We start from the raw sequence: 23,990 nt of genomic DNA, 5'->3' as shown, positions 1-23,990 counted from the left end.
CTCTCTCAGATTCGATTCACAACGATTTGCGGCAAATCTTCAGCGGCGTTAAGTTCGCGCACGGCGATATAACGTTCACTGCGGCGGGTGCGGTCCATCACCTGCCCTACCAATTGGCCACACGCGGCATCGATGTCTTCACCACGAGTGGTTCGCACAGTGACGTTATAGCCGGCCTGGTGCAGTTGATCCTGAAAACGACGGATGGCGTTGTTGCTCGGCCGCTCGTAACCAGAATGAGGAAACGGGTTGAACGGGATCAAGTTGATCTTGCACGGGGTGTCCTTGAGCAATTCAATCATCTCGACCGCGTGCTCCAGTTTGTCGTTGACGTCCTTGAGCATGGTGTACTCAATGGTCAACACACGCTTCTCACCCAGGGTCGCCATATAACGCTGGCACGACTCGAGCAGCATCTTAAGCGGATACTTCTTGTTGATCGGCACCAATTGGTTACGCAATGCGTCATTAGGTGCGTGCAGCGACAACGCGAGGGAGACGTCGATGTGCTTGGCCAGCTCATCGATCATCGGTACCACGCCGGAGGTCGACAGGGTCACACGGCGCTTGGAGATGCCGTAGCCCAGGTCGTCCATCATCAGGTGCATGGCCGCAATCACGTTGTCGAAGTTCAGCAGCGGCTCACCCATGCCCATCATCACCACGTTGGTGATGGCACGGTCGACGGTCGCCGGGACGCTGCCAAAGGATTTGTTGGCAATCCACACCTGGCCGATAACTTCGGCGGCGGTGAGGTTGCTATTGAAGCCTTGCTTGCCGGTGGAGCAGAAACTGCAGTCCAGGGCACAGCCTGCCTGGGACGAAACGCACAAAGTGCCACGTTTGCCCTGGGGAATGTACACGGTCTCGACACAGCTGCCGGACGCCACGCGCACGACCCACTTACGGGTACCGTCGCTGGAAATGTCCTCGCTGACCACTTCGGGACCACGCACCTCGGCAATGGCCTTGAGCTTGTCGCGCAGGGCCTTGCTGACGTTCGTCATGGCGTCGAAATCGTCGACGCCAAAGTGGTGAATCCACTTCATTACCTGACCGGCACGGAAACGCTTCTCCCCGATTGAGTCGAAGAATTTCTCCATTTCCGGCTGAGTCAGACCCAGCAGGTTGGTTTTAACAGTCGATGTAGTCATGGATTCACCCTCACTCTTTAAGCCGATGCTTAGCGAGCGGTTACTTCAGTAGCAGCGAAAAAGTACGAGATTTCGCGAGCAGCGGCAGCTTCGGAGTCCGAACCGTGAACAGCGTTGGCGTCGATGGACTCAGCGAAGTCAGCACGGATGGTGCCGGCAGCGGCTTCTTTAGGGTTGGTAGCGCCCATCAGCTCACGGTTCAGAGCGATAGCGTTTTCGCCTTCCAGAACCTGAACAACAACAGGACCGGAGATCATGAAGGCAACCAGGTCGCCGAAGAAGCCACGAGCGCTGTGCTCAGCGTAGAAGCCTTCAGCTTCAGCCTTGGACAGTTGCTTGAGTTTCGAAGCTACAACCTTCAGGCCGGCTTTTTCGAAACGAGTGGTGATCTCGCCGATGACGTTTTTTGCAACAGCGTCAGGCTTGATGATGGAGAAAGTACGTTGAACAGCCATGGTGTAACTCCAGAAACGGTAATTTACGAAAAATTAAACCCGCGAATTATACGCGGGTTATTGGGTATTGCCTAACTGCGTAAAGGGAGGCGTCAGTCCTGTTCTTCTTTCCAGGCAGTCTGGATAGCTTCCAGAACCTTTTCACCACCGCGATCACGCTCATCTTCGAACCCTGGCAACGCCATGACCATGTCACGCAAAGCTACAAAGTTCAGGGAGTAAGGATCCAGATCCGGGTTGGCATCGGCCAACAGGATAGCGATCTCTTGTACATCAACCCATTTAAGACTCATGACACTTCCTTGAATCAATGCGGCGCTTCGGCCGCATGGTTGAGCGAATATTTCGGGATTTCAACGGTGAGGTCTTCAGTTCCCACTTTCGCCTGACAACTCAGGCGCGACGTCGGCTCCAGGCCCCACGCCCGATCAAGATAGTCTTCTTCCAGGTCGTCAGCCTCATTGAGGCTGTCGAAACCTTTACGAATGATGCAGTGACACGTGGTGCAGGCATTGACGCCGCCACAGGCACTTTCGATCTCGATGTGGTTGTCATGGGCAACGTCAAGCAGGGACTTGCCGGTCTCCGCCTCCACGACCATGCCCTCAGGGCAATGTTCGGCATGCGGTAGAAAAGTGACCTGCGGCATCAGTTATTCCTCAATTTCGTTCAGGTTGCGGCCCGCCAGCGCGGCTTTAACCGTCTGATCCATACGGCGGGCGGCAAAGGCATCAGTCACTTGCGACAGGCGCTTGGTCTGTTGCTCGATGGCGTAGCCATCGCTGCCTTTCATCAGTTCGGCCAGTTCCTGCATTTGCAGGTCAATGACCATGCGTTCTTCGGCATCAAGCAGGCGCTCACCGTCGGCTTCAAGGGCGCCCTGCACCGCTTCGAGCAGGCGCTGGGCATCCACTTGCTGCTCGCGCAATACGCGGGCGACCTTGTCGTCACCGGCATACTGGAACGAGTCCTTGAGCATCTTGGCGATTTCGCCATCGGTGAGGCCGTAGGACGGCTTCACCTGGATGCTGGCTTCAACGCCGGACGCCAGTTCGCGCGCGGCAACACTGAGCAAACCATCGGCATCGACCTGGAAGGTCACGCGAATCTTGGCGGCACCGGCCACCATCGCCGGAATGCCGCGCAATTCAAAGCGCGCCAGGGAGCGACAGTCGCTGATCAGCTCGCGCTCGCCTTGCAGCACATGAATCATCATGGCTGTCTGGCCGTCTTTGTAGGTGGTGAAGTCCTGGGCACGTGCGACGGGGATGGTGGTGTTACGCGGAATCACCTTTTCCATCAGGCCGCCCATGGTTTCCAGGCCCAGGGACAACGGGATCACGTCGAGCAACAGCAATTCGCCGCCATCGCGCTTGTTACCAGCCAGGGTATCGGCCTGGATGGCGGCGCCGATGGCGACGACTTGATCCGGGTCGATTTCGGTCAGTGGTTGGCGCCCAAAGGCTTCGGCTACCGCTTCACGCACGCGCGGCACGCGGGTGGAACCGCCTACCATGACCACTGCGCCAACGTCTTCCAACTCGATACCGGAATCACGCACAGCACGACGACAGGCTTTGAGGCTGCGGGCGACCATCGGCTCGATCAGCGCATCAAACGCTTCGCGAGTCAGTGGCGCCGACCAATTACCGTAGCAAACGTCAACAGAAGCAGCGTCAGTCAGCGCCTCTTTGGCCGCACAGGCAGTTTGCAGCAGGTTGCGCTGCGCGCCTGGGTCCAGGTCGGCCGACAAGCCGGCACTGCTGATGATCCAGCCAGCAATGGCGTGATCGAAATCATCGCCTCCCAGAGCGCTGTCGCCGCCGGTCGCGAGCACTTCAAACACACCGCCGGTCAGGCGCAGGATCGAAATATCGAAGGTGCCGCCGCCCAAGTCATAGATAGCAACCAGGCCCTCAGCGTGCTGATCCAAGCCATAGGCTACAGCGGCCGCAGTCGGCTCGTTCAGCAGGCGCAGCACGTTCAGGCCGGCAAGTTTCGCCGCATCCTTAGTGGCTTGACGCTGGGCGTCATCGAAATACGCCGGAACGGTGATAACCGCCCCTACCAGCTCACCACCCAGGGTGCTTTCTGCACGCTGGCGCAGCACCTTGAGGATATCGGCCGACACTTCCACCGGGCTCTTGGGCCCCTGGACAGTGTCGATGAACGGCATATGGGACTCGCCGCCGACAAAGCGGTACGGCAGTTGGTCACCCAATTGCTTGACGTCGGACAACCCACGCCCCATCAAGCGCTTGACCGACAACACGGTATTCAAGGGGTCTGCGGACGCGGCCAGCTTGGCCGATTCGCCCACTTCAGTGCGATCAGCGTGGTAACGCACGGCGGACGGCAGGATCACCTGCCCATCGGCGTCAGGCAGTGGCTCGGACAGGCCGCTGCGCAAGGCAGCAACCAGGGAATTGGTGGTGCCCAGATCAATCCCGACCGCCAGGCGACGCTGGTGCGGTTGAGGGCTTTGGCCGGGTTCGGCGATTTGCAGTAGAGCCATGGTAATCAGGTCTTATCTGTCTATCAGGCGTGCATCACGGGCAGCACTGGGTTAATCGTCGAGGCGCTCTTCTAGCTGGCGCACTTCGTAGGTGAGCTTGTCGAGGAACTGCATGCGCCGCATCAGGCGTTCGGCCTGTTCGCGATGCGCCGCATCATCCCAACAGGCTGCGAAGCTTTCGTTGAGCTCATCCTGGGCGGTTTTCAGACGACGCTTGAAGACCGCGACACCCGCCACATCGGCTTCGTCCTGCAGTTCTTCGAGTTCTTCACGCCATTGCATCTGCTGCATCAGGAAGTCCGGGTCATGCACGGTGACTTCCATCGGCAACTCGCCGCCCTTCATCGCCAGCAAATAGCGCGCGCGTTTGGGGGGGCTTTTGAGCGTCTGATAGGCTTCGTTGAGGCTGGCCGATTGCTCAAGGGCCAAGCGCTGCTCACGCTCGGAAGCGTCAGCGAAGCGGTCCGGATGCACCCCACGCGCCAATTCACGGTAGCGCGTGGCGAGCTGCTCAAGGTCCAGCCGAAAGCTCGGCTGCAGCTCGAATAAAGCGAAATGACAAGGAGTACCCACGAGTAGCCTCAGATGTTGAAGCTTTCGCCGCAGCCACATTCACCGCGCACGTTAGGGTTGTTGAACTTGAAGCCTTCGTTCAACCCTTCCTTGACGAAATCGAGTTCGGTGCCGTCCAGGTAGGTCAGGCTTTTGGGGTCGATAATCACTTTCTCGCCGTGACTTTCGAACACCTGATCCTCTTCAACCACCTCGTCGACAAACTCCAGCACGTAGGCAAGGCCGGAACAGCCCGTGGTGCGTACACCCAGACGAATCCCCTCACCTTTACCGCGCCCATTCAGGGAGCGGCGAATGTGCTGCGCAGCCGCTTCTGTCATGCTGATAGCCATCGTTGACTCCTTACTCGTCGCCAAATGCTTAGATCAAGCCTTTCTTCTGCTTGTAGTCGCGAACTGCTGCCTTGATGGCATCTTCAGCGAGTACGGAGCAGTGGATTTTCACTGGCGGCAGCGCCAGTTCTTCGGCCAGCTGGGTGTTGCTGATGGTGACAGCCTCATCCAGGGTCTTGCCTTTCATCCATTCGGTCGCCAGGGAGCTGGAGGCGATGGCCGAACCGCAGCCGTAAGTCTTGAATTTGGCGTCTTCGATAACGCCAGCATCGTTGACCTTGATCTGCAGGCGCATCACATCGCCGCACGCTGGGGCGCCGACCATGCCGGTGCCGACATCAGGATCTTCCGCGTTCATCTTGCCGACGTTGCGCGGGTTTTCGTAGTGGTCGATGACCTTTTCGCTGTAAGCCATGGTACTGAATCCTCACTCATCAGGGCCGCTCTGGAACCCTGTAGAAACGCCTGCGTTTTCCGCCACGTTCCTACAGAGCTTGGGTGGCGGCTTCTATAGTTAGTGTGCCGCCCACTCGATCTTGGAAATATCGACACCGTCTTTGTACATGTCCCACAGTGGCGACAGAACGCGCAGCTTGTTGACGGCTTCGCAGACCTTCTGCGCGGCGTAGTCGACTTGCTCTTCAGTGGTGAAGCGGCCGAACGTAAAGCGGATCGAGCTGTGTGCCAGTTCGTCGTTACGGCCCAGGGCGCGCAGTACGTACGAAGGCTCAAGGGACGCCGAGGTGCAGGCCGAACCGGACGATACCGCCAGGTCCTTGAGCGCCATGATCAGCGACTCGCCTTCGACGTAGTTGAAGCTCAAATTCAGGTTGTGCGGTACACGAGCGGTCATGCTGCCGTTGATGTACAGCTCTTCAAGGTTTTCGACCTGCTTGTAGAAGCGATCGCTCAGGGCCTTGATGCGCACGTTTTCGGCAGCCATGTCTTCCTTGGCTACACGGAAAGCTTCGCCCATGCCGACGATCTGGTGGGTAGCCAGAGTACCCGAACGCATGCCGCGCTCGTGACCGCCGCCGTGCATGGTGGCTTCGATGCGCACGCGAGGCTTGCGGCTCACGTACAGCGCGCCGATGCCTTTAGGGCCATAGGTTTTGTGGGCAGAGAACGACATCAGGTCGACTTTCAGCTTGGACAGGTCGATATCGACCTTGCCAGTGGACTGAGCAGCGTCGACGTGCAACAACACACCCTTGGAGCGGGTCAGCTCGCCGATGGCGGCGATGTCGTTGATGGTGCCGATTTCGTTGTTCACGTGGATCACCGAAACCAGGATGGTGTCTTCACGCATCGCAGCTTCGATCATGGCCGGGGTGACGATACCGTCGGTGGTCGGCTCAAGGTAGGTGACCTCGAAACCTTCACGCTCCAGTTGGCGCATGGTGTCCAGGACAGCCTTGTGCTCAATCTTGGTGGTGATCAGGTGTTTGCCTTTGGTCGCGTAGAAATGCGCCGCGCCCTTGATAGCCAGGTTGTCGGACTCAGTGGCACCGGAGGTCCAGACGATTTCGCGCGGGTCGGCATTGACCAGGTCAGCCACCTGGCGACGAGCGTTCTCGACCGCTTCCTCGGCTTTCCAGCCGAATACGTGGGAACGGGAGGCCGGGTTGCCGAAGTTTCCGTCGACCAGCAGGCATTCGCTCATTTTTTGCGCGACACGCGGATCAACCGGGGTGGTCGCTGAGTAATCAAGGTAAATCGGCAATTTCATGGACTTTCTCCTAAATCAGGCTGGCTGGCGTGCCGTTAGCTCTTCGGCTGTCACTCGACGGCGGACGCTTCAATCTTGTCCAGACGCGGCGCCTTGGTGTTGCAACGGCGCTGGTCCTGACGCTGGGCTACTTCTTGCACCTCACGGCGAGTCACAAGATCAGCCAAGCTGATACCACTCAAAAACTCATGGATCTGCAGGCTCAAGTCACACCACAAGTGGTGCGTCAGGCAGGTGTCGCCGGCATGGCAATCACCCAAACCCTGGCATTTGGTGGCATCGACGGATTCGTTGACCGCATCGATTACCTGGGCTACCTGGATGCCCTGCATATCGCGGGACAATTGATAACCACCACCTGGACCACGAACACTGGAAACCAGATTGCTACGGCGCAATTTGGCGAACAACTGCTCGAGGTAGGACAGGGAAATGCCTTGGCGCTCGGAGATATCGGCCAGGGACACCGGCCCAGTTTGCGCGTGCAAGGCCAAGTCGAGCATGGCGGTCACCGCGTATCGGCCTTTTGTAGTCAGTCTCATGGACAAGTACCAAGGTGTTTCAGAATGGGAGCAAGTATGCGATTCCCGAGTATTTAAGTCAACTATAAGACCTAGTACTTTAGTCAGGATTACCCGTAAAAAGGGCGCGCGAATCATAGCAGGATGGGGTCGGATCGAACAGCGCAACCAGGCCTGCTGCAAGACCACTGAGCCAATGGAGATCAAATGTGGGAGCTGGCTTGCCTGCGATAGCTATCTATCAGCTAGCTTATAGGTTGCTGGCCCGCCGCAATCGCAGGCAAGCCAGCTCCCACAGTGGACCACGCTCAGCCTGCCTTGGTGGTAGCGGTTTCGTCCTTGATCTCAGCAAAATCTTCTTCGCGCAGTTCAGGCAGGTCTTTGGCACAGTACGGGCTGCCCAACTCCTTCAGCGCCCCGCACATGCCCTCCAGCTTGCCATCTACCGCCTGCAGATGATCAAGCAATTGACCAATCGCACGGGCCACCGGGTCGGGCATGTCTTCACTGACGCCATAGGCATCGAAACCAATCTTCTCGGCCATCGCCTTGCGCTTGGCCTCTTGCTCATCACCGGCTTGCGGCTTGACGATGATGCGGCCTGGAATGCCCACAACCGTGGCACCCGGCGGCACAGCCTTGGTCACTACCGCATTGGAGCCGACCTTCGCGCCGGCACCCACGGTAAACGGCCCGAGCACCTTGGCGCCCGCCCCTACTACCACGCCATCGCCCAGCGTTGGGTGGCGCTTACCCTTGTTCCAGGTGGTGCCGCCCAGGGTCACACCTTGATAGAGGGTGACGTCATCACCGATCTCAGCCGTTTCACCAATCACAATGCCCATGCCGTGATCGATAAAGAACCGGCGACCCACCTTGGCACCCGGATGGATCTCGATACCGGTCAACCAGCGCCCGAAGTTCGATACCAGCCGCGCCAGCCATTTCCAGCCCATGCCCCACAGGGCGCCGGACAAGCGGTGGATCCAGATCGCGTGCATGCCCGGGTAGCAGGTCAGCACTTCAAAGGCGTTGCGCGCCGCCGGGTCACGGTGGAAAACACTTTGGATATCTTCTCGCAAACGCTCGAACATTTTTAATCCTTCCGCTTTAGAAGCTCACCACGGGCCGCTTTCTGGGTTTCCGTGAGGATGCCACGCAATATGTTCATTTCAGCCCGGCTAACCGAGCTGCGGCCGTACAAACGACGCAGGCGCGCCATCAAGTGCCGTGGCTTTTCAGGGTCGAGGAATTCGATGGCGACCAGGGTTTGCTCCAGGTGCTCATAGAACCGCTCCAGCTCGTCCATGGTGGCCAACTCGCCACTTTTGGTCGATGCAACCTCTTCCTTTTCCACTTTGCTCGGCTGGCCTGCAGCGGCCAGCCAGGCCATGCGCACTTCATAAGTCAGCACCTGCACCGCAGCCCCGAGGTTCAGCGAGCTGAACTCAGGGTCTGAGGGGATATGCACGTGATAATGACATCGCTGCAGCTCTTCATTGGTCAGGCCGGAATCTTCACGGCCGAATACCAAGGCGATTTCAGCACCGCCAGCAGCCTCCTCCACCACTTTGGTGCCACATTCACGCGGATCCAGCAGCGGCCAAGGGATACGCCGGTCACGGGCGCTGGTGCCGAGTACCAGATTGCAGCCGACCAGGGCGTCCTCCAAGGTAGCGACCACCTGGGCATTTTCAAGCAAGTCATTGGCGCCGGACGCACGGGCATCAGCCTCGTGGTGCGGGAATACCCGCGGTTCGACCAGCACCAGGCGCGTCAGCCCCATGTTTTTCATGGCTCGCGCCACCCCGCCGATGTTGCCGGGATGACTGGTATTGACCAAGACGACACGAATGTTTTGCAGCAAGGGAGGCGCTCGCGGACACAGGAAAGGGGAGCAAATCTTACAGAACCGCCTAAGGTTATGCCATGAAAGCGAACGTCGCCCTTCACCTGGGGAAAGTTTCTGCTAGAATGCTCGGCTTTCTTTAACAACCTTAGGTGACCTATCCATGCAGCCCATGCTGAATATCGCGCTGCGCGCCGCCCGCAGCGCCAGTGAATTGATCTTCCGCTCCATCGAGCGCCTGGATACCATCAAGGTCGACGAAAAAGACGCCAAGGATTATGTATCCGAGGTGGATCGCGCCGCCGAACAGAAAATCATCGACGCCCTGCGCAAGGCCTACCCTACCCACGGCATCCTCGGTGAAGAAACCGGCCTGCATAAAGGCAGCGGCGAAGGCGAAGACTACCTGTGGATCATCGACCCACTGGATGGCACCACCAACTTCCTGCGCGGCATCCCGCACTTTGCCGTGAGCATCGCCTGCAAATACCGTGGCCGCCTGGAACACGCCGTTGTGCTGGACCCGGTTCGCCAGGAAGAATTCACCGCCAGCCGTGGCCGTGGCGCCCAACTGAACGGCCGCCGCCTGCGTGTCAGCGGCCGCACCAGCCTGGAAGGCGCCCTGCTGGGTACCGGCTTCCCCTTCCGTGACGACCAGATGGACAACCTGGAAAACTACCTGGGCATGTTCCGCGCGCTGGTTGGCCAGACCGCCGGCATCCGCCGCGCCGGTGCAGCCAGCCTGGACCTGGCGTATGTAGCCGCCGGTCGTTTTGATGCGTTCTGGGAGTCAGGCCTGTCCGAGTGGGACATGGCTGCTGGCGCTCTGCTGATTCAGGAAGCAGGCGGCCTGGTGAGCGACTTCACCGGCGGTCACGACTTCCTGGAGAAAGGCCACGTCGTGGCTGGCAACACCAAATGCTTCAAGGCAGTACTGACGGCGATCCAGCCGCACCTGCCGGCTTCGCTGAAGCGCTAAGCGAGCGAGCACAAAAAAAGCACCCCATGGGGTGCTTTTTTTATGCCTGGGATTTAGCAAAAAACCAATTCCAACTGACTCAATACAATCCAATGTGGGAGCTGACTTACCTGCGATGGCGGGCTGCCAACCAACTAATTAGTTACTGACCCACCGCTATCGCAGGCAAGCCAGCTCCCACATTTGGATCGAAACCAGACCTGGGGATTACTGCTGGTTCTGACCCAGGATCAGACGACCTTCCTTATCCACCGGAATCTGGCTGCCAGGGTCGCGCTCCATACGCACGGTGCCTTCCTTGCCGTCCAGGTTGTAACGCACGTCATAACCGACCACCTTGTCACTGATGTCGTTAACGGTGTTACAGCGAGTTTGCGTAGTGGTGTAGGTATCGCGGTTCTGCATACCTTCCTGAACCTTGTTACCGGCGTAGCCACCACCGACCGCACCGGCCACGGTGGCCAGCTTCTTACCGTTACCGCCACCAATCTGGTTGCCTAGCAGGCCACCCGCAAGTGCACCGACCACGGTACCGGCGATTTGATGTTGGTCCTGCACCGGACGCTGTCGGGTCACAGTGACGTCCTTGCACACCTCACGCGGGGTTTTAATCTGGGTTTTCACCGGCTGTACCGCCAGCACTTGCGCATACTCAGGGCCGCTTTTTACCAGGCTGTAGGTGGCAACAGCGCCTCCGGCAGTCACACCGACAGCACCCAATACCGCACCAACCAGCAACGACTTGTTCACATGAACCTCCTGACCATCACAAGCGGACCGAAAGATCCGCGCTATACCCAGCCTTGGAGCAAAAAAAAAGGCGCGAGTTCAATACTCGCGCCTTTCTTGTAACAGCGGATCAACAAACGCCCATCAAGGACGGTCGTCGACCTCCTTGTCGGTAGCGGCAGGAGGGATCAAGTCTTCGCTGTTGAGGTTCAGCCAGATCAGCACCACGTTGGCGATGTAGATCGACGAATAGGTACCCGCCAGAACGCCGATAAACAGCGCCAGGGAGAAGCCCCACAGGTTGTCGCCACCGAAGATCATCAGCGCAGCAATCGCCAGCAAGGTGGAGATCGACGTCGCCATGGTCCGCAGCAGGGTCTGGGTGGTGGAGATGTTGATGTTCTCGATCAACGATGCTTTGCGCAGCACCCGGAAGTTCTCACGAACCCGGTCGAATACCACGATGGTGTCGTTGAGCGAGTAACCAATGATCGCCAGCACAGCCGCCAATACGGTCAGGTCGAAGGTGATCTGGAAGTAGGCCAGGATACCCACGGTCACGATCACGTCGTGGATCAGCGACACAATGGCGCCGACACCGAACTTCCACTGAAAGCGGAATGCCAGGTAAATCATGATGCCGACCAGCGCCATCAGCATGCCGAGGCCGCCCTGGTCGCGCAGCTCTTCACCCACTTGCGGGCCAACAAACTCGACGCGCTTGACCGACGCCGGGTTGTCACCACCCACCTTTTGCAAGGCCTCTGCTACCTGGTGACCCAATTGCGGGTCTTCGCCAGGCATGCGCACCAGCAGGTCAGTGGTAGCGCCGAAGCTCTGCACCACGGCTTCGTGATAGCCGGCCTTGACCAGCTCGCTGCGCACCAGGGTAACGTCGGCCGGCTTCTCGTAGGTCAGCTCGATGAGCGTACCGCCGGTGAAGTCCAGGCCGTAGTTCAGGCCCTTATGGAACCAGCTGAACAACGCCAGTACGGTAAGGAGCACGGTGACGCCGAACGCAACGTTGCGAACGCCCATGAAGTTGATTGTACGTAACATGGCAGCCCCTTAAATCCACAACTTCTTGAAGTCACGCCCGCCAAAGATCAGGTTGACCATTGCGCGGGTCACCATGATGGCCGTGAACATCGAGGTAAAGATCCCGAGGGACATGGTCACCGCAAAGCCTTTCACCGGGCCTGTGCCCATGGCGAAGAGAATCCCGCCGACCAACAGTGTGGTCAGGTTGGAGTCGAGGATCGCGGTAAATGCCCGGCCGAAGCCTTCGTTGATTGCACGCTGTACGGTCATGCCGGCGGCGATCTCTTCACGAATCCGCGAGAAGATCAGCACGTTGGCGTCCACCGCCATACCCATGGTGAGTACGATACCGGCGATACCTGGCAGGGTCAGCGTGGCGCCCAGCAACGACATCAGCGCCAGCAGCATCACCATGTTGCCCGCCAGGGCGACAGTGGCGATCACACCAAAGAAGCGGTAGATGGCGATGATGAACAGCGACACGAACAGCATGCCCCACAGCGCCGCATCGACACCCTTGGTGATGTTGTCGGCACCCAGGCTCGGGCCAATGGTACGTTCTTCAGCGAAGTACATCGGTGCAGCCAGGCCACCGGCACGCAGCAGCAATGCCAACTCGGAAGACTCGCCCTGGCCATTCAGGCCCGTGATACGGAACTGAGCACCCAGCGGCGACTGGATGGTCGCCAGACTGATGATCTTCTTCTCTTCCTTGAAGGTCTGCACCGGCACGTCTTTCTCGACACCGTTGACCATCTGCTTGGTGTAGGTGGTCACCGGGCGCTGCTCGATGAAGATCACCGCCATGCTGCGACCGACGTTGCTGCGCGTGGCGCGGCTCATCAGTTCGCCGCCATGGCCATCCAGACGGATGTTCACTTCAGGCGTGCCGTGCTCGCCGAAACCCGCCTTGGCGTCGGTCACCTGGTCACCGGTGATGATCAAACCACGCTCGATCAGAGCTGGAGGACGGTTGCCTTCACGGAATTCGAATTCTTCGGAAGTGGCACGCGTAGCGCCTGGGTCTGCCGCGAGACGGAACTCCAGGTTGGCGGTCTTGCCGAGGATACGCTTGGCTTCAGCGGTGTCCTGTACGCCTGGCAGCTCAACCACGATGCGGTTGGCGCCCTGGCGCTGCACGATTGGCTCTGCCACACCCAGCTCGTTGACGCGGTTACGGACCGTGGTCAAGTTCTGCTTGATGGAATATTCGCGGATTTCAGCGATCTTGGCCGGGCTCATCGCCAGACGCAGCACCGCTTGACCATTGAGGTCGGCCGGTACGATGTCGAAGTCATTGAAGTTCTTGCGGATCAGCGCACGGGCCTGTTCGCGGGATGCTTCGTCAGCAAAGCCCAACTGAATGGCACCGTTGAGCTGCGGCAGGCTGCGGTAGCGCAGCTTCTCTTTGCGCAGCAGGCTCTTCACGTCGCCTTCGTAGACCTTCAGACGTGCGTCCAGGGCCTTGTCCATGTCGACTTCCAGCAGGAAGTGCACACCACCGGACAAGTCCAGACCCAGCTTCATCGGGTGCGCGCCAATGCTGCGCAGCCATTGTGGCGTGGTCTGGGCCAGGTTGAGCGCGACAACATAGTCGTCACCCATGGCCTTGCGTACGACGTCCTTGGCCGGCAATTGGTCTTCTTGCTTGGTCAGGCGCAACAAGCCGCCTTTGGAACCAGCTGCCAAGGTTGCCGCTTTAACCTGGATGCCCGCGTCAGCCAGCGCTTTGCTAGCGCGTTCCAGATCAGCCTGATTGACCTGCAGCGAAGTGCTGGCGCCAGAGATCTGGATCGCCGGGTCATCAGGATAGAGATTGGGAGCGGAATAAATAAAACCGATCGCCAGCACCGCCAGGATCAGTACGTATTTCCACAGAGGGTATTTGTTCAGCATCACGCCGCCCGCTTATAACGCGGGGCGCCTTGCGCGCCCCGTCGATTGGTAAAGGTTGTTACTTAGATCGCTTTGAGCGTGCCTTTAGGCAGCGTGGCGGCGATAGCGCCCTTCTGGAACTTCATTTCCACGGTGTCGGAGACTTCCAGTACCACGAAAGCATCGGAAACCTTGGTGATCTTGCCGGCGATGCCGCCAGTGGTCACGACTTCGTCGCCTTTTTGCAGGCTGCCCAGCAGGTTTTTCTGCTCTTTGGCACGCTTGGCCTGTGGACGCCAGATCATCAGGTAGAAGATGACCAGGAAGCCGACCAGGAAAATCCACTCGAAACCACCGCCCATAGGGCCGGCGGCAGCAGGCGCAGCGGCGTCAGCCATGGCGTTAGAGATAAAAAAGCTCATTTAGCACTCCAGTTGCAAATAGTGAATCTTAGGGTCGGAAAACTCAGTCCAAGGGCGGCACAGGGAGGCCACGCTTGGCATAGAAGGCATCGACGAAGGCGGCCAATGTACCCTGTTGAATAGCCTCGCGCAAACCAGCCATCAGGACTTGGTAGTGACGCAAATTGTGGATGGTATTCAACATGCTACCCAGCATTTCCCCGCACTTATCCAGATGGTGCAGATAAGCACGGGAGAAGTTCTGGCAGGTGTAGCAGTCACAGGTAGGATCCAGCGGCGAATCATCATGGCGATGGAACGCGTTACGGATCTTCAGCACGCCTGTATCAATGAACAGATGCCCATTGCGGGCATTACGGGTTGGCATCACGCAATCGAACATGTCCACACCGCGGCGCACACCCTCTACGAGATCTTCCGGTTTGCCAACGCCCATAAGGTAACGAGGTTTGTCAGCTGGCATCAGGCCCGGCAGGTAATCCAGCACCTTGATCATTTCGTGCTTGGGCTCGCCCACCGACAAACCGCCGATGGCCAGGCCGTCGAAGCCGATCTTGTCGAGGCCTTCCAGCGAGCGTTTACGCAGGCTTTCATGCATACCGCCCTGGACAATACCGAACAGCGCCGCGGTGTTATCGCCATGGGCGTTCTTCGAACGCTGGGCCCAACGCAGCGACAACTCCATGGAGATACGCGCCACCTCTTCATCGGCCGGGTACGGCGTGCACTCGTCGAAAATCATCACGATGTCCGAGCCCAGGTCGCGCTGTACCTGCATCGACTCTTCCGGGCCCATGAACACCTTGGCGCCGTCGACCGGCGAGGCAAAGGTCACGCCCTCTTCCTTGATCTTGCGCATGGCGCCCAGGCTGAACACCTGGAAACCACCGGAGTCGGTAAGGATCGGGCCTTGCCACTTCATGAAGTCATGCAGGTCGCCGTGCTTCTTGATCACTTCCGTGCCCGGGCGTAGCCACAGGTGGAAGGTATTGCCGAGGATAATCTCGGCACCGGTGGCGACGATGTCACGGGGCAACATGCCTTTGACGGTGCCATAGGTGCCGACCGGCATGAACGCCGGGGTCTCCACAGTGCCGCGCGGGAAGGTCAGGCGACCGCGACGGGCTTTGCCGTCCGTAGCGAGCAATTCAAACGACATACGACTCATAAGTTGTCCTCAGGGCCGCGCGGCGCCGGGTTACGGGTGATAAACATCGCATCACCGTAGCTGAAAAAACGGTACTCGTTAGCGATGGCAGCCTGGTAGGCAGCCATCGTTTCCGGGTAACCGGCAAATGCCGACACCAGCATCAACAGCGTGGATTCGGGCAAATGGAAGTTGGTGACCAGGCAATCGACCACATGAAAGGGTCGCCCTGGAAAAATGAAGATATCGGTGTCGCCACTGAACGGCTTGAGCACGCCGTCACGCGCTGCACTCTCCAGCGAACGCACGCTGGTGGTACCCACGGCAACCACTCGACCGCCCCGCGCCTTGCACGCCGCCACCGCATCCACCACGTCCTGGCTGACTTCCAGCCATTCGCTGTGCATATGGTGGTCTTCGATGTTATCCACACGCACCGGCTGAAACGTACCGGCCCCCACGTGCAGAGTTACATAGGCGGTGTCGACGCCCTTGGCGGCAATCGCATCCAGCAGTGGCTGGTCGAAATGCAGCCCGGCAGTCGGGGCGGCGACGGCGCCGAGGCGCTGTGAGTACACGGTCTGATAGCGCTCGCGGTCCGCGTCTTCGTCGGGGCGGTCTATATAAGGAGGCAACGGCATATGGCCGACGCGGTCCAACAGTGGCAACACTTCTTCGGCAAACTTGAGCTCGAACAAGGCATCGTGCCGCGCGACCATCTCGGCTTCGCCACCGCCCTCAATCAGGATGCTCGACCCCGGTTTGGGCGACTTGCTGGAGCGCACATGGGCCAGCACGCGATGGCTGTCCAGCACCCGCTCCACCAGGATTTCCAGCTTGCCGCCGGAAGCTTTCTGGCCAAACAGCCGCGCCGGAATCACCCGGGTATTGTTGAAAACCATCAGATCGCCTGGGCGCAAATGCTCAAGCAAATCAGTGAATTGACGGTGTGCGAGGGCACCGCTGGGCCCATCAAGGGTCAGCAGTCGACTGGCGCGACGCTCGGCCAAAGGGTGGCGAGCGATCAGCGAATCAGGGAGCTCAAAAGTAAAGTCAGCAACGCGCATGATGGGGTTCGTCTAGCAGGGCCGGGAAGTCTAGCGGAAATAGTGAAAATAGACCATGAAACGTGATTGACCAACGGTAATCTCATCTCTATACTTCGCCGCCATTGAGCCCTGATGGCGGAATTGGTAGACGCGGCGGATTCAAAATCCGTTTTCGAAAGGAGTGGGAGTTCGAGTCTCCCTCGGGGCACCATCTTAAAGAAAGACCTTGAAATTCAAGGTCTTTTTTTTCGCCTGCAAAAAAGTGCCAGGCGTGGCAGTGGAGGGAGCGGGACCATGGAGTTGACGCTTGAAGCGGTTGCGTTGTTTGCGCTGAAGCTGGTGCATGAGACTGACGACGGCAGCCCTTTGCTGCGCGATGATCCGGCGATGGAGGGTTATGAGCGCGAAGTGTTTGGGTTGTTGGTGCGTCAGAAAAAACTGGCCGAGATCCAAGTGAAGCTTAATGAATGTCTGTCATTGGCACTCGACACCCTGGGCGGCGCCGATACCGTCATGGGTCGCGAGTTGCAGCGGCTCGCAATGGACGCGCGCCAAGCACATACCCTGGAGGCACTCGACGCCCCGCTCCACGCACTCAAGGATTACCTGAAAGCCATCCTGTGACGCGCACTTACTTACGCCCCTCTACCGCCATCCGCACCGCCAAGCCCATCAACACCGACCCCATCAGCCAGCGCTGCACAACCTGCCAACCCGGCCGGGTCACGAAGAACACCGCGATAGAACCCGCCATGCAGGCAATCACCGCGTTGACGCTCACACTGATAAGAATCTGCAGGGAGCCCAGCGCCAGGGATTGCATCAGCACACTGCCATGACCATTCGGGTCGATGAACTGGGGCAGCAACGACAAATACATCACCGCCACTTTGGGATTGAGCAGGTTGGTGACCAGCCCCATGGTGACCAACTTGCGCGGGCTGTCCTTGGGCAAGTCGCGCACCTGGAATGGCGAGCGCCCACCCGGCTTGACCGCCTGCCAGGCCAGGTACACCAGGTACAACGCCCCGCCGAGCCGCAGCGCGTCGTAGGCAAAAGGCACCGCCATCACCAACGCGGTGATACCCAGTGCCGCGCACACCATATACACCAAAAACCCCAGCGCCACCCCGCCCAGGGAAATCAACCCGGCCGTGCGCCCCTGGCAGATGGAGCGGGAAATCAGGTAGATCATGTTCGGCCCGGGTGTCAGTACCATGCCGAGTGAAATCAGGCCGTAGGCGAGCAAGCTGGACATATCAGGCATGGATTGGCTCCTGGTTTTTTATGCTGCCAGCGTGAAATCCTTCGCCGACGCGGTCGTGTTGAGCGTCATGCTAGGGGCTTGCAGGCCCAGGCGTTAGATACAGATCCGCAAGCAAAACGTCATACACCGACGGCACCCCTTACCCAGGACAGGCACATGATCGACTTCAACAACAAAGGCTTCTTCAAGCTCAAGCAAAACAACGAATACGCCGAACGCGTAGCGGCCCTGCTGCTGGACGGCGAAGAAGTGGTCGACGCCTACAAAGCCATGCGCGACGGCGTCGTGTTCACCACCAAACGCATCATCGCGGTGAACGTGCAGGGGATTACCGGCAGCAAGAAGGATTTCACCTCATTGCCATACAAGAACATCGTGGCGTACTCGGTGGAAACGTCAGGGACGTTTGACTTGGATTCGGAGTTGGAGATTTATTTTTCGTCGTTGGGGAAGGTGAAATTCGAATTCACTGGCAAGACCTCGATCGTGGAAATCTCCCAGCTGATTTCCAAGCACCTGCTGAGTTGATCCACAGGCACAAAAAAGACCTTGGTGTTTCAAGGTCTTTTTTATTGCGGCTCAACTGATACACATTGCTCAAAATGTGGGAGCTGGCTTGCCTGCGATGCCCTTTAAGGAAAAATCACAGCCGCTGATTCACTTAATACTCGGACACATTTTCATTCCCGCCACCTACTCAAACGCCTGCAATACCAAACCGCCCCACTGAACGCTGCTCCCAAAACCACAACCCCATTCCCAACCAACCAAAGCCCAAAATTCCTGCTCTGATCCGCATCCCCTTGATAAAACGGCCCAAAATACGCAGACACGACCACCACCAAACCGTTAAACACTCCGAGCGCCACTACAACCACCCCGACGACAAACACCACGCCCTTAATCAACTTCATATGACCTTCCAAAACCAGATCTCCCTGGACTCGTGATAGTCCGAGAACGTCCCCTCAATCGAGAATCCCAGCTGGATACGCGGATAACTCAGCCAATCCGTCAACCGCCGTCCATTCCAAAGGTCAATGTGGTCACCGCTGCGATTGCCAAACGTCTCATTCCCTCGGCGCCAAAAATCTTTGAAAAAGATAATGCCTTGCTGCCCCGCCAACACTTCTTCGAAATCCTCAGTTTTTATCTTCTTCGGACGCTGCAAGCCGGGGATATTCGCGCCACTTAGAGCTTTGGCCATCTCCTCAGCCGCCAACACATGGCCCTCACTCTTGGCATGCTGCCAACAATAGCGCACACCTCTCAACCGGCTCAGGTCGGCGCCTGACCTGCGCAGTGCTACGCCAAGATGAATGGCGCATTGGTCACTGAAGTTTTTGGCGCCGTTGGTTCTACAAGGGGCGGCGTCTCCGAAGATTTCCGGATGGTTTTTCCATAGGGAGTTGAACGTCAGCATTAAGCGCTTCCATCGCGTATTTTTCACACGAACGTAGCAAACGCTTTGCCGAGAATGGTGAGGTCAGGCGCAAATCAGAACGGTCCTACTTGTGTGTAGGCTTTGGATGCAGGCTAAAGCTCACACTGTTAATGAAATACCCGAGACGCTTGAGTTTTCTGGTTGGGGGATTTTTTCAGAGCGCCTACCCCACGATGCCAAGATGCTGCGGCAGTGCTTGGCTGAGCTCGCGACCTATTACCCGGACCTTGCGTCGCGGGTTCAGCAAGGCTTTTTTGTAGGAGCGAGCTTGCTCGCGAAAAACGTCAACGATGACGCGTGCTTCCTGAATGAATGCGACGCCTGTGAGCTTTTCGCGAGCAAGCTCGCTCCTACAGAGGACGGTGATGCGTGCCAGCCTGGGCGCCTCACTTGGGCTGGAATGTCTCCAAGTACGCCAGGATATTTTCAATCTTCTCCTGATCACTGATCCCCCAGAAGTTCATCCGCGTGCCACTGACCACCGACTTCGGGTCTTCAATGTAGGCCGCCAGTTTTTCCCGCGTCCATACCACGCCCGAGTTCTTCATCGCATCCGAGTACTGGTAGTCCGTGGTGGTACCGGCAGGCCGGCCAATGATGCCGTTCAGTTCCGGGCCAAAACCACCTCGCGCGCCTTCACCAATGCTGTGGCAGCCGCCGCAGGTCTTGGTAAAGAGTTTGCCGCCCGCCTCGGCGTCGCCCGCAGCGAACGCGGGTGCGGCGATAACGGTCAGGGCGAGGGTCAATAACACATACTTCATTCAGGTCTCCCTATCGGCTGTTGACGTCGATTATGCCTGCTCGTACGGCCTTTCCCCCAGCCTCTCCACCAGGCGTACCAGGTAACCGTCCGGGTCTTGCACGATGAACTGGCGCTGCCCGGCCTCCACGTCACCGGCTCGGTACCAGGCGTCTTCTACATCACAGAACAATGGCCAGCCAATTTGCGCCAGGCGTTGCAGGATGGGCGCCACGGAGGGCACATCGATTTGCAGGTTGATGCCGCGGCCGAACGGTGGCTGCAACGGTGCGGTCAGCCACTGACCGGCCACGGGGTCGTATTGTTCAAGCATGATTTGCGCGCCGTTCAGGTCGAGGTAGGCAAAGCCTTCTTCAGCGCGCTGATAGGCAATGGCGAAACCTAACTGTTCGACCCAGAACGCCAGGCTTGCGGCGAGGCGGGTGACGATCAGTTCCGGCACGAGTGGGTTACGGTTGAACATGGCATTCCTTGGGCGGCAGGGTGGCGTTCACCTTAACGGATTGTCGTGCCCATGGCTCACAAGTGGCCAAACGACCACCCATCGTTTAAAAAACATCCAATCGAACCTATATACCCAACCCCTACTCCACCTTACTGAACCCCTGATGGTGGAGTAAGGATCATGGCTCAGCCATCGATTTTGGTATTGGAAGACGACGAGATCATTCGGGCGTTGATGGTGGATGTGCTGGAAGACTTTGGTGCGGTGGTGACATCGTTTGCATCGGCAGACGAAGGGATGATTTACCTGGAGCGCGGCGATGAACCGGTGGATTTGATTGTCAGTGATATTCAAATGCCCGGCTTGCTCAATGGTTATGACTTGAGCCGCGTCGTCGCCCATCGCTGGCCTGAAGTACAGGTGGTGCTGACCTCAGGTAATACAAAAATCGCCGCCGAGTTGGGCAGTTCCGTGCGGTTTCTGCCCAAGCCCTGGAGTACCGACCACTTGCTTGAGTGCGTGCAGACAGCATTGACGCACTAGGGCCTGTCCCTGCATTGATAGCAGCGCGACATCATTTCAACCGAACTTGAGGGCCCGTTCTGCGGTCATGTAAAGGGCAGGGAGCGACTTTTCTGATCCGCTGGTCAGCCTTTTCGCTTATGCGTTCAGCTGACGACAATGAGTTGTGTAGAATCATCGCCCATTTTCACGCGTCATTCATGGCCGACAGGCCCACAGTTCGAGCTCATTGAATGCATTCACAGGCCCATGACGTTGGTGCGCCCTCCTTGTTGGAAACGTTGCGCACGGGCACGGGCCTGCTGCATGTGGCGTTGGAACAGCGCCTGCCGTTTTTTTCCGAGCGCCTGGATGCCCAGTGGTATCGGCGCTTGCTGCAGGCGTACTACGGCTTTTATCAGCCGATGGAAGCGGCGCTGTATGACAGCGGGTTGATTCCCGAGGGATATGAGTCTGCGTTGCGTGTGAAAACGCCAACCCTGGTCCATGACCTGCACGCACTCGGCCTGACTGACCACGCCATCCATGCCCTGCCTCGCTGTACCCAACTCCCCGGATTAGACACACCGGCTGCGTGCCTCGGCGCCCTGTATGTGCTGGAAGGCGCCACCCTGGGCGGCCAAGTGCTACGCCGGGAAATGGCCCTGCGCCTGGATGTGAACGCCGACAACGGCGGTGCCTTTCTCAATGTATACGGCGCCGAGACCGGACGGCGCTGGAAAGATTTCCTCGATTATCTGGGCCGCCAGCCACTTGATACACAGGCCGCCGTGCGCGCGGTGATGGCAGCCCGCTCGACATTCAGCGGCTTTGAGCAATGGCTCGACAGCCAGGAGGTATTGCTATGAAACCCGAAGATTTTGAAGAGCTGCTTGCCAACTGCGCCGATGAACCCATTCGTTTTCCGGGGGCCATCCAGCCCCACGGCGTGCTGCTGACCTTGTCGGAACCTGGCCTGAACATCATTCAGGTAAGTGCCAACGTTGGTACGTTGTTCGGCCACGCCCCCGAGGCGCTGTTGGATCAACCGTTGCACAGATTGATTGGCGAGGAGTACGCCCAGGCCGTGCAAACCATGGCCGAGGACAGCGCATTCCTGGACTCGCCGCCCTTGCTGCTCACCTTCAAGGGTGAGCAGTTCGAAGGCCTGTTGCATCGCCACCAGGGCGTGTTAGTGCTGGAATTCGAACCACGGCTCAAGGATTTCAAACCCCGAGCGCACAATGGCCGCACCAGCAACCTGGGCAAGATGCTGCACCGCCTGCAATCGGCAAAGACCTTGGAGGCGCTCTACGCCATCAGCGTCAACGAAATCCAGGCCATGACCGGTTATGACCGGGTGCTCATCTATCGCTTCGAAGAGGAAGGCCATGGCCAGGTGATCGCCGAGGCCTCAGCGCCATCCATGGAATTGTTCAACGGGCTGTTCTTCCCCGCGTCCGACATCCCTGAGCAGGCTCGCGAGCTGTATCGCACCAACTGGCTACGGATCATCCCGAATGCGTCCTACGAACCGGTGCCGCTGCTGCCCAAATTGCGCCCGGACACCGGGCAGCCCCTGGACCTGAGCTTCGCCACCCTGCGCAGCGTGTCACCGATTCACTGCCAGTACATGCAGAACATGGGCGTGTTGTCGTCCATGAGTATTTCATTGATGAAGGGCGACAAACTCTGGGGCCTGATCAGTTGCGGCAACCGTGAGCCGCTGCTGGTACCTAATGACCTGCGCATGGCCTGCCAGACCATCGGCCAGGTGCTGTCATTGCAGATCAGTGCCATGGAGACCCTGGAGCTGACCCGCCAGCGCGACGAGAAAGTCGAAGCGCTGGCGCTGCTGGACCAAGCGATGAAAGCCTCTGCCAATAACGTCTTCGACGGCTTGGCCCAACAAGGCCGAATGCTGCTGGACCTGACCCTCTCCGGCGGCGTGGCGATCATCGAAGATAAACAACTGCACCGCTACGGCAACTGCCCGGAACCGGCGCAGATACGCGCGCTGCACAAGTGGTTGCAGGGCAAGGGTGAGCCGGTTTTTTCCAGCCATCACCTGGCCTCGGTTTACCCGCCTGCCGCCGAGTATCAGAGCATGGCCAGTGGTGTGCTCGCCATGAGTTTGCCCAAGCCTGTGGATAACGGTGTGTTGTGGTTTCGCCCGGAAGTCAAAGAGAACATCCATTGGAGCGGCGACCCGAACAAGCCGCTGAACCTGGAAACCTGCGACGCGGGCATGCGCCTTCGCCCACGCACCTCGTTTGAAATCTGGAAGGTGGAAATGGCCGGCATCTCCACCAAATGGAGCCATGGCGACCTGTTTGCCGCCAACGATTTGCGCCGCTCGGCCTTGGAGAACGACCTGTCCCGGCAGGTGCTGCGCGAGCAACAAGCGGTGCGTGCGCGGGACGAGCTGGTGGCGGTGGTTTCCCACGACCTGCGCAACCCGATGACGGTCATCTCCATGCTCTGCGGCATGATGCAAAAAGCCTTCAGCTCCGATGGCCCCCACACTTCACGGCGTATCTCTTCAGCGATCGACACCATGCAACAGGCCGCCGGGCGCATGAATGTGTTGCTGGAAGACTTGCTCGACACCTCGAAAATCGAAGCCGGGCGCTATGTGGTCAAGCCGGTGGCGCTGGACGTCAGCCAGATCTTTGAAGAGGCGTATTCGTTGCTGGCCCCCCTGGCCACGGAAAAAGGCATTGATCTGTCGTTCAATGCCGAGCCGGGACTGCAAATAAAGGCCGACCCGGAGCGCTTGTTCCAGGTGCTGTCGAACCTGATCGGCAATGCGATCAAGTTCACTCCGCGCCAGGGCAATATCGGCATCAGCGCCATGAGCAATGGCGAGGAGATTGTATTTTCGGTGCGCGATTCGGGTGAAGGCATTGCACCGCACGACTTGCCCCATGTATTCGATCGCTATTGGACCCAGACTGAAAACAACCCCACGGGCAGCGGGCTGGGGCTGTATATCACCCAGGGGATTGTCCAGGCCCATGGTGGACGAATCGAGGCCGAAAGCGAACTGGGACGCGGCAGTGAATTCAGGTTTACGGTGCCAAAGCCAGCTTGAAACGCGCATAAATCCTACAAGCCAACATAGGGTTACCTATGGCCGGGAACGAAAAACCCGGCCAGCTCCACTCACTCAATGCGCAGTCAAAGGGAGTATTGATGCGACA

29 protein-coding genes and 1 tRNA gene are annotated in these 23,990 nt (G+C 58.4%); 7 read left to right on the top strand and 23 right to left on the bottom strand.

Annotated elements, in window-relative coordinates; all coding sequences use genetic code 11:
• Positions 1-5 precede the first annotated feature (5 nt).
• The 12 genes from rlmN to trmJ form a co-directional block, all read right to left on the bottom strand.
• Entirely contained in the window at positions 6-1,154 is a 1,149-nt protein-coding gene (gene rlmN / locus ODQ19_RS16805) for a 23S rRNA (adenine(2503)-C(2))-methyltransferase RlmN (RefSeq protein WP_330210676.1), read from the bottom strand.
• 29 nt (positions 1,155-1,183) lie between these two features.
• On the bottom strand, positions 1,184-1,609 hold the full coding sequence (gene ndk, locus ODQ19_RS16800) for a nucleoside-diphosphate kinase (RefSeq protein ID WP_003175956.1): 426 nt from the start codon (positions 1,607-1,609) through the stop codon (positions 1,184-1,186).
• Positions 1,610-1,701: 92 nt separating this feature from the next.
• Positions 1,702-1,902, bottom strand: a complete 201-nt coding sequence (gene iscX / locus ODQ19_RS16795; protein WP_016977667.1) for a Fe-S cluster assembly protein IscX — start codon at positions 1,900-1,902, stop codon at positions 1,702-1,704.
• Positions 1,903-1,916: 14 nt separating this feature from the next.
• A complete protein-coding gene (gene fdx / locus ODQ19_RS16790) occupies positions 1,917-2,258 on the bottom strand; it encodes an ISC system 2Fe-2S type ferredoxin (protein ID WP_032895388.1) in 342 nt (113 codons plus the stop codon).
• Positions 2,259-2,261: 3 nt separating this feature from the next.
• Positions 2,262-4,124 (bottom strand): Fe-S protein assembly chaperone HscA, encoded by a 1,863-nt coding sequence (hscA, locus tag ODQ19_RS16785; protein WP_116665394.1) that lies wholly within the window; start codon positions 4,122-4,124, stop codon positions 2,262-2,264.
• Between the two features lie 51 nt (positions 4,125-4,175).
• A complete protein-coding gene (gene hscB / locus ODQ19_RS16780) occupies positions 4,176-4,697 on the bottom strand; it encodes a co-chaperone HscB (RefSeq protein ID WP_330210675.1) in 522 nt (173 codons plus the stop codon).
• Between the two features lie 8 nt (positions 4,698-4,705).
• A complete protein-coding gene (iscA, locus tag ODQ19_RS16775) occupies positions 4,706-5,029 on the bottom strand; it encodes an iron-sulfur cluster assembly protein IscA (RefSeq protein ID WP_003209680.1) in 324 nt (107 codons plus the stop codon).
• A 28-nt stretch (positions 5,030-5,057) separates the two neighbouring features.
• Positions 5,058-5,444 carry a Fe-S cluster assembly scaffold IscU gene (gene iscU, locus ODQ19_RS16770; RefSeq protein ID WP_003175965.1) on the bottom strand — a complete coding sequence of 129 codons (387 nt, stop codon included), beginning with the start codon at positions 5,442-5,444 and terminating at the stop codon, positions 5,058-5,060.
• 99 nt (positions 5,445-5,543) lie between these two features.
• Positions 5,544-6,758 carry an IscS subfamily cysteine desulfurase gene (locus tag ODQ19_RS16765; protein ID WP_003194019.1) on the bottom strand — a complete coding sequence of 405 codons (1,215 nt, stop codon included), beginning with the start codon at positions 6,756-6,758 and terminating at the stop codon, positions 5,544-5,546.
• Positions 6,759-6,808: 50 nt separating this feature from the next.
• Entirely contained in the window at positions 6,809-7,300 is a 492-nt protein-coding gene (gene iscR / locus ODQ19_RS16760; protein WP_003194020.1) for a Fe-S cluster assembly transcriptional regulator IscR, read from the bottom strand.
• 287 nt (positions 7,301-7,587) lie between these two features.
• Positions 7,588-8,373, bottom strand: coding sequence for a serine O-acetyltransferase (cysE, locus tag ODQ19_RS16755; protein ID WP_056789033.1), 786 nt, complete (start codon positions 8,371-8,373; stop codon positions 7,588-7,590).
• A gap of 2 nt (positions 8,374-8,375) precedes the next feature.
• Entirely contained in the window at positions 8,376-9,146 is a 771-nt protein-coding gene (gene trmJ / locus ODQ19_RS16750) for a tRNA (cytosine(32)/uridine(32)-2'-O)-methyltransferase TrmJ (RefSeq protein ID WP_014719824.1), read from the bottom strand.
• Between the two features lie 145 nt (positions 9,147-9,291).
• Between trmJ and suhB the strand changes: the two genes are divergently transcribed.
• Positions 9,292-10,107, top strand: coding sequence for a type III secretion system regulator SuhB (gene suhB / locus ODQ19_RS16745; RefSeq protein ID WP_005791195.1), 816 nt, complete (start codon positions 9,292-9,294; stop codon positions 10,105-10,107).
• Positions 10,108-10,314: 207 nt separating this feature from the next.
• Here suhB and ODQ19_RS16740 read toward each other — a convergent pair whose 3' ends face one another.
• From ODQ19_RS16740 to queA, 6 genes are all read right to left on the bottom strand, one after another.
• Positions 10,315-10,857, bottom strand: coding sequence for a glycine zipper 2TM domain-containing protein (locus tag ODQ19_RS16740; RefSeq protein ID WP_003194023.1), 543 nt, complete (start codon positions 10,855-10,857; stop codon positions 10,315-10,317).
• A 123-nt stretch (positions 10,858-10,980) separates the two neighbouring features.
• Positions 10,981-11,895: a protein translocase subunit SecF gene (secF, locus tag ODQ19_RS16735; protein ID WP_330210674.1), complete on the bottom strand. Its 915-nt coding sequence runs from the start codon at positions 11,893-11,895 to the stop codon at positions 10,981-10,983.
• 9 nt (positions 11,896-11,904) lie between these two features.
• The gene (gene secD / locus ODQ19_RS16730; protein WP_330210673.1) at positions 11,905-13,773 is read right to left on the bottom strand and encodes a protein translocase subunit SecD; all 1,869 of its coding nucleotides are present in this window, start codon (positions 13,771-13,773) and stop codon (positions 11,905-11,907) included.
• A gap of 62 nt (positions 13,774-13,835) precedes the next feature.
• Complete coding sequence (gene yajC / locus ODQ19_RS16725; RefSeq protein ID WP_003175975.1) at positions 13,836-14,174, bottom strand: preprotein translocase subunit YajC; 339 nt, start codon at positions 14,172-14,174, stop codon at positions 13,836-13,838.
• A 43-nt stretch (positions 14,175-14,217) separates the two neighbouring features.
• On the bottom strand, positions 14,218-15,333 hold the full coding sequence (gene tgt, locus ODQ19_RS16720) for a tRNA guanosine(34) transglycosylase Tgt (protein ID WP_164692241.1): 1,116 nt from the start codon (positions 15,331-15,333) through the stop codon (positions 14,218-14,220).
• A gap of 5 nt (positions 15,334-15,338) precedes the next feature.
• Entirely contained in the window at positions 15,339-16,388 is a 1,050-nt protein-coding gene (queA, locus tag ODQ19_RS16715; RefSeq protein WP_330210672.1) for a tRNA preQ1(34) S-adenosylmethionine ribosyltransferase-isomerase QueA, read from the bottom strand.
• Positions 16,389-16,496: 108 nt separating this feature from the next.
• On the opposite strand from queA, the gene ODQ19_RS16710 reads away from it, so the two are divergent.
• A tRNA-Leu gene (locus ODQ19_RS16710) sits at positions 16,497-16,581 on the top strand.
• An 83-nt stretch (positions 16,582-16,664) separates the two neighbouring features.
• Positions 16,665-16,994, top strand: coding sequence for a hypothetical protein (locus tag ODQ19_RS16705; protein WP_330210671.1), 330 nt, complete (start codon positions 16,665-16,667; stop codon positions 16,992-16,994).
• A gap of 7 nt (positions 16,995-17,001) precedes the next feature.
• On the opposite strand, the gene ODQ19_RS16700 is transcribed toward ODQ19_RS16705, so the two are convergent.
• A complete protein-coding gene (locus tag ODQ19_RS16700) occupies positions 17,002-17,637 on the bottom strand; it encodes a LysE family translocator (protein ID WP_330210670.1) in 636 nt (211 codons plus the stop codon).
• A 156-nt stretch (positions 17,638-17,793) separates the two neighbouring features.
• Between ODQ19_RS16700 and ODQ19_RS16695 the strand changes: the two genes are divergently transcribed.
• A complete protein-coding gene (locus ODQ19_RS16695; protein ID WP_116665383.1) occupies positions 17,794-18,165 on the top strand; it encodes a PH domain-containing protein in 372 nt (123 codons plus the stop codon).
• Between the two features lie 152 nt (positions 18,166-18,317).
• Here the strand turns inward: ODQ19_RS16695 and ODQ19_RS16690 are convergent, their stop codons facing one another.
• The 4 genes from ODQ19_RS16690 to ODQ19_RS16675 all read right to left on the bottom strand — a co-directional run bounded on the left by ODQ19_RS16690 (position 18,318) and on the right by ODQ19_RS16675 (position 20,304).
• Entirely contained in the window at positions 18,318-18,551 is a 234-nt protein-coding gene (locus ODQ19_RS16690) for a hypothetical protein (RefSeq protein ID WP_057710522.1), read from the bottom strand.
• The gene (locus ODQ19_RS16685) at positions 18,548-19,060 is read right to left on the bottom strand and encodes a type VI secretion system amidase effector protein Tae4 (RefSeq protein ID WP_330210669.1); all 513 of its coding nucleotides are present in this window, start codon (positions 19,058-19,060) and stop codon (positions 18,548-18,550) included. The genes ODQ19_RS16690 and ODQ19_RS16685 overlap by 4 nt, the downstream gene beginning before the upstream one ends.
• Positions 19,061-19,467: 407 nt before the next feature.
• A complete protein-coding gene (locus ODQ19_RS16680) occupies positions 19,468-19,842 on the bottom strand; it encodes a c-type cytochrome (RefSeq protein WP_330210668.1) in 375 nt (124 codons plus the stop codon).
• A 30-nt stretch (positions 19,843-19,872) separates the two neighbouring features.
• Positions 19,873-20,304, bottom strand: coding sequence for a bleomycin resistance protein (locus ODQ19_RS16675; RefSeq protein ID WP_330210667.1), 432 nt, complete (start codon positions 20,302-20,304; stop codon positions 19,873-19,875).
• 162 nt (positions 20,305-20,466) lie between these two features.
• On the opposite strand from ODQ19_RS16675, the gene ODQ19_RS16670 reads away from it, so the two are divergent.
• The 3 genes from ODQ19_RS16670 to ODQ19_RS16660 all read left to right on the top strand — a co-directional run bounded on the left by ODQ19_RS16670 (position 20,467) and on the right by ODQ19_RS16660 (position 23,881).
• Positions 20,467-20,829, top strand: coding sequence for a response regulator (locus ODQ19_RS16670; RefSeq protein ID WP_330210666.1), 363 nt, complete (start codon positions 20,467-20,469; stop codon positions 20,827-20,829).
• 212 nt (positions 20,830-21,041) lie between these two features.
• On the top strand, positions 21,042-21,656 hold the full coding sequence (locus ODQ19_RS16665) for a biliverdin-producing heme oxygenase (protein WP_330210665.1): 615 nt from the start codon (positions 21,042-21,044) through the stop codon (positions 21,654-21,656).
• Entirely contained in the window at positions 21,653-23,881 is a 2,229-nt protein-coding gene (locus tag ODQ19_RS16660) for an ATP-binding protein (RefSeq protein WP_330210664.1), read from the top strand. The genes ODQ19_RS16665 and ODQ19_RS16660 overlap by 4 nt, the downstream gene beginning before the upstream one ends.
• Positions 23,882-23,990 lie beyond the last annotated feature (109 nt).

Origin of the sequence: Pseudomonas sp. AM4(2022), assembly GCF_036346515.1 — a bacterium.
Lineage (GTDB): Bacteria > Pseudomonadota > Gammaproteobacteria > Pseudomonadales > Pseudomonadaceae > Aquipseudomonas > Aquipseudomonas paracarnis.
The sequence above is the reverse complement of the archived record's forward strand: the minus strand, read 5'-3'. Positions and strand labels throughout refer to the sequence as shown.